The sequence below is a fragment of the Leptolyngbya sp. GB1-A1 genome, from assembly GCF_039962475.1.
Lineage (GTDB): Bacteria > Cyanobacteriota > Cyanobacteriia > Elainellales > Elainellaceae > Leptolyngbya_A.
Genome location: NZ_JAMPLI010000110.1, coordinates 1 through 4430 on the forward strand (window position 1 = coordinate 1; position 4430 = coordinate 4430).

3 protein-coding genes are annotated in these 4430 nt (G+C 46.8%); 2 read left to right on the plus strand and 1 reads right to left on the minus strand.

Going from position 1 to position 4430, the window contains the following annotated elements:
• Positions 1 to 347 precede the first annotated feature (347 nt).
• Complete coding sequence (locus tag NDI45_RS30600; RefSeq protein WP_348250046.1) at positions 348 to 1223, minus strand: LysR substrate-binding domain-containing protein; 876 nt, start codon at positions 1221 to 1223, stop codon at positions 348 to 350.
• A 135-nt stretch (positions 1224 to 1358) separates the two neighbouring features.
• Between NDI45_RS30600 and trpB the strand changes: the two genes are divergently transcribed.
• Positions 1359 to 2639 carry a tryptophan synthase subunit beta gene (gene trpB, locus NDI45_RS30605; protein WP_348250047.1) on the plus strand — a complete coding sequence of 427 codons (1281 nt, stop codon included), beginning with the start codon at positions 1359 to 1361 and terminating at the stop codon, positions 2637 to 2639.
• A 19-nt stretch (positions 2640 to 2658) separates the two neighbouring features.
• Positions 2659 to 3462: a tryptophan synthase subunit alpha gene (trpA, locus tag NDI45_RS30610; RefSeq protein WP_348250048.1), complete on the plus strand. Its 804-nt coding sequence runs from the start codon at positions 2659 to 2661 to the stop codon at positions 3460 to 3462.
• The last annotated feature ends 968 nt before the right edge of the window (positions 3463 to 4430 follow it).

Sequence of the window (4430 nt, forward strand, 5' to 3'; positions counted from 1 at the left end):
GAAGTAATCTCAAGTCGTCTTTGCTCTCTTGAATGTTGATTTTGCAAACGCCAACCATACTCGTTAGCCCTCAATTCTCCTCCTCCCATCTGTAGCATATAAAAATTGAATCGGTATAAGCACTCGTCTGGTGTGGACTGGGCTTCGATCCCTGAAAGGGTTTGGTAGTAATTATCGCATCGTTTTCGCGGGCACTGGAACCGCAACTGCTGCGTTTCAATGTTTCATATCTTGATCGTTTCATCAGCACTAAACTTCACTGATACAACTATGCTCGGCATGGCCCAAGAATGCTATGAACGTTTCACCCGTTTCTTAATCCCAAAGACTTGCCCCACTCTGCAACCTCAGTCGTTACGGATTGCCTCAATAAACTTGTGCAACACAGGTGATGGGTTACGGGGGCGCCACACAGCAACAGTCTCAATTTCAAATGTCGGCTGTATATCTTTGTAGATCACCCCAGCTCGTTGTAGATTCTGCATTGAGGCTGGCACGAGTGCAACTCCAATTCTTCCAGCAACCAAACTGAGTACTGTTTGTAACCACCGCGCTTGTTGCACGACGGTTGGCATAAACCCGTTTTCCTGACAAAGATTTAGGACTTGATGATACAACCCTTGCCCAATGTAAGATGGGGGCAAAATAAAGGGTTCTTGGCTCAGCGCTTTGAGCGGAATTCTCTGGTGAGATAGGAGTGGATGCTCTTGATGAATAGCGACAATTAATGGCTCCTTGAGAATAGACAAAGAATTCAGATCGGGATTGTTTTGAATAGGAGAATTAAGGAAACCACAATCAATTGTGCAATCCTTAAGCTGTTGAATTTGAGCTTGAGAATCCAATTCACATAAGATCAACTCAACCTGTGGAAATCGAGTTTGAAAAATGTTCAGGATATTTGGCAAGACGCTTTGAGTCACAGTACTGTTAACCCCGATGGCTAAGTGCCCAGTTTCCCCTCGATTAGCTTGCTGAGCAATTTGAGTTGCCTGTTCAACCTGAGTTAAAACTAATTGCACCTGCTTTAAAAATGCTTGTCCCGCATGGGTTAACTGAAGAGGGCGTTTATCCCGTTCAAATAACTGTACACCCAGTTCGATTTCCAAAGCACGGATTTGCTGGCTTAAGGGGGGTTGAGCCATGTGTAACCGCTCAGCCGCTCGGCTAAAATTTAGCTCCTCTGCAACCATAACGAAGTATCGCAGGTGTCGTAGTTCCATTGTTAAAATTCGCAGCTTATCTCACAACCATATTTCAGAAGTATAGTATGCCGATCTAACCAATATTGGACATATCAAAGCCCAGCTCTTATCGTTTCAATAACACAGTTCACTGGATTCAAACAGCCCAGCATTATGGTTATCTCACCATCTACAGGAGCGAGCGCGATACCCCAACTCCTGAGCCAGAAAGGATATTACGGTGAATTTGGCGGGCGCTTTACGCCTGAGATTTTGCATGAAACGTTGGAGACGGTCACCATTGCCTATCAAGCTGCTAGACAAAATCCTGAGTTTTGGAGTGAATTTATCGCCCTGTTGTCTAACTATTCCGGTCGTCCGACACCCCTCACTTATGCTGAGCGGTTAACCCATTATTTGGGGGGTGCCAAAATTTTCATCAAGCGAGAAGACTTAAACCACACAGGCTCGCACAAATTGAATAATGGGCTTGGGCAAATGCTGCTAGCGAAACGGATGGGCAAAACGCGAGTCATCGCAGAAACAGGGGCAGGGCAACATGGAGTTGCGACTGCCACCCTTGCCGCTAAATTTGGGCTCAACTGCACTATCTATATGGGCACGATCGATATTGAACGGCAAAACCCGAACGTGTTCTGGATGCGAAAGTTAGGGGCAGAGGTGATCCCTGTTTCAACGGGAACTCAAACGCTCAAAGATGCCATGAATGAGGCATTACGGGATTGGTCTACTCATATGGACACGACGCATTATGTATTAGGAACCGCCTGTGGACCTCATCCTTTCCCAGAAATGGTTGCCTGGTTTCAATCGGTGATTGGACTGGAAGCGCGATCGCAAATCCTGCAGCAGGCTGGAAGACTACCCACAGCGGTCTATGCCTGTGTTGGAGGAGGCTCTAATGCGATCGGGATCTTTGGTGGATTCCTAGAGGATGCGGCGGTGCAATTAGTGGGGATAGAAGCAGGGGGATTGGGAATCAGTACCCCACATCATGCCTCTCGTTTAGCAGCATCGGATGCATCTGTTGGGATTGCTCAGGGGTATAAAACCTATTTTCTGCAAAACCAGGATGGACAAATGCAGGACACCCATTCCGTTGCAGCAGGGCTTGACTATGTTGGTGTTTCACCCATTCTTGCTCATTTGACTCAAACAAACCGGATGATCGTCAAAGCCGCAACAGATGCGGAAGTACTTGATGCTTGCCAGTTGTGTATGAGTCAAGAAGGACTAATTCCTGCCTTGGAATCCGCTCATGCGTTTGTTCAAGCCTTTAAAGATGCCCCTTACTATACTTCCAATGATTGCATTGTGATTAACCAATCTGGACGAGGTGATAAAGATATTTTCACGATCGCCAATGCATTTAATGATGCTGAGTGGAAAGCATTTTTAAGTAATCAAGCATCCTCTTTTAACCCGCCAAACTAAGGAATTTAAGGAAAAATTGATGGAGACCCTATCCACATCCACTGCATTAGAGCAGTTTATTGTTAAACAGCGTCAGCAGCAAGACATTCTGCTGATGTCTCATACGGTCTTGGGCTATCCGTCGTTTCACGACAATTATCGTGCGGTTGATGCGCTTGTGCAGGCAGGGGTTGAATTAATTGAACTCCAGTTCCCCTTTTCAGAGGCGATCGCAGATGGCTCCATCCTGCTCAATGCAAACCACTCTGCTATCCAAGCTGGAACAACAATCAATGATTGCTTCTGCTTTGCTGCTAAGATCACCCGGCAGTATTGGCAAGCTCGGTTTGTTGTTACAACTTACTGCAACGTTGTCTATCAGTATGGAGTTGAGCAGTTTGTCCAAACCGTCGCCCGTTCTGGTATTGCTGGATTGATCATTCCTGATTTACCTCCGGAGGAGGCTGAGACTTATGTTGCAGCCTGTAACTATCATGGCATTGCTACAATCTTCTTATGCACACCAAATAGTTGTCCTCAACGATTACAGCAGATTGCCAAAAGCACAAGCGGAATGATTTACTGTACCGCTCGCAAAGGCGTGACAGGGCATGAAACGCAATTTTCAACTCAATTTAACCGGTATGTAGAATCTGTTCGTGCATTCGTTCAACGTCCAATCGGTGTTGGATTTGGCATTCAATCTCAAGCAGCTATTTCTCAATTAAAGGGGCAAATTGATATCGCCATTATCGGTACCCAAGCCGTGAAATTGTATGTTGAGCAAGGAGCATCAGCATTAGAAGGATTTATGCGAGATTTACGAAACGGCAAAGCACTATGAGGGAAACTGTCAGGTTGTGTCGCAATAACGGGTCAATGGTAAGGTAGACAAGCCGAACTCTGCCGACTCGCTCTCCAATGTCTATTCCTGTTCTGTTCAAGCGGGGGCACTTTCAGCCTGCAATCATCCTGCTCAACGTCCGCTGGTACTTCTCTTTAGGTTCGCCAGTTCCTCAAAGCGGGAAACCCGCTTATCCAGACCTACAGCGGTTGCCACTTGGGTAAGCCACACGGATCTGTCAAAGAAGACTTTAACCCAGTGACTAACTGTGGCTTACTAGCTTGAAAATCGCTGTAGCAGCTCGTGTTCTAGCCCCAAAAGGGTTCTCAATCGCTCGTTTCTGCTGCTGCCGTTTGGGATTAGAGAGTGCTTCCCTGACCCGTTCAGAAACGGGTTGCTCACCCTCCTTAAGGTCAGGCAGCCTGGGATAAGCTGTACTACCTATGCTCCTATCTCTATGAGTTCTGGGAATTCTGCTGCTTAAAGCCTAGAAGAATTCCCAGAACCGCAAACAGGAGGAGGGGCTGTTTGGGGCATGAGAACAGGGAACACTAGGAATGCCCCAACTCCCAATTAGCCAATGCCTCTTCCATCCGATCCCTACTATCTGTCTCAGTGTCGGTTCTGTGAGTTTTACACTCACAATCCGTATCTCTGTTGCACGCTCTACTAATTGGGCTTGGAGTCAGAAGAGTGTCGTGACTTTAAGGCGATCGTCCCGCAAAGGGAACAGCATTGCATCACCCAACCTTTGGAAGTAGAGGAGCAATGGTAGCCGGAAGGGGCAGCTTATTACAACGGAGAGTTGGTTCTACAGCCCAGGCAACGCACGTTAACGGAGCAAATAGAGTTGTTGGGAAATAAGAACAGAGCTAGCCAATGCGACCTTTCAAGTTCTTCCTATGCCGCAGTCAGGTAGAAGTTCCATAATCCTGCTGCGGTTAGCATAAGGTGATCATCAAACTCCG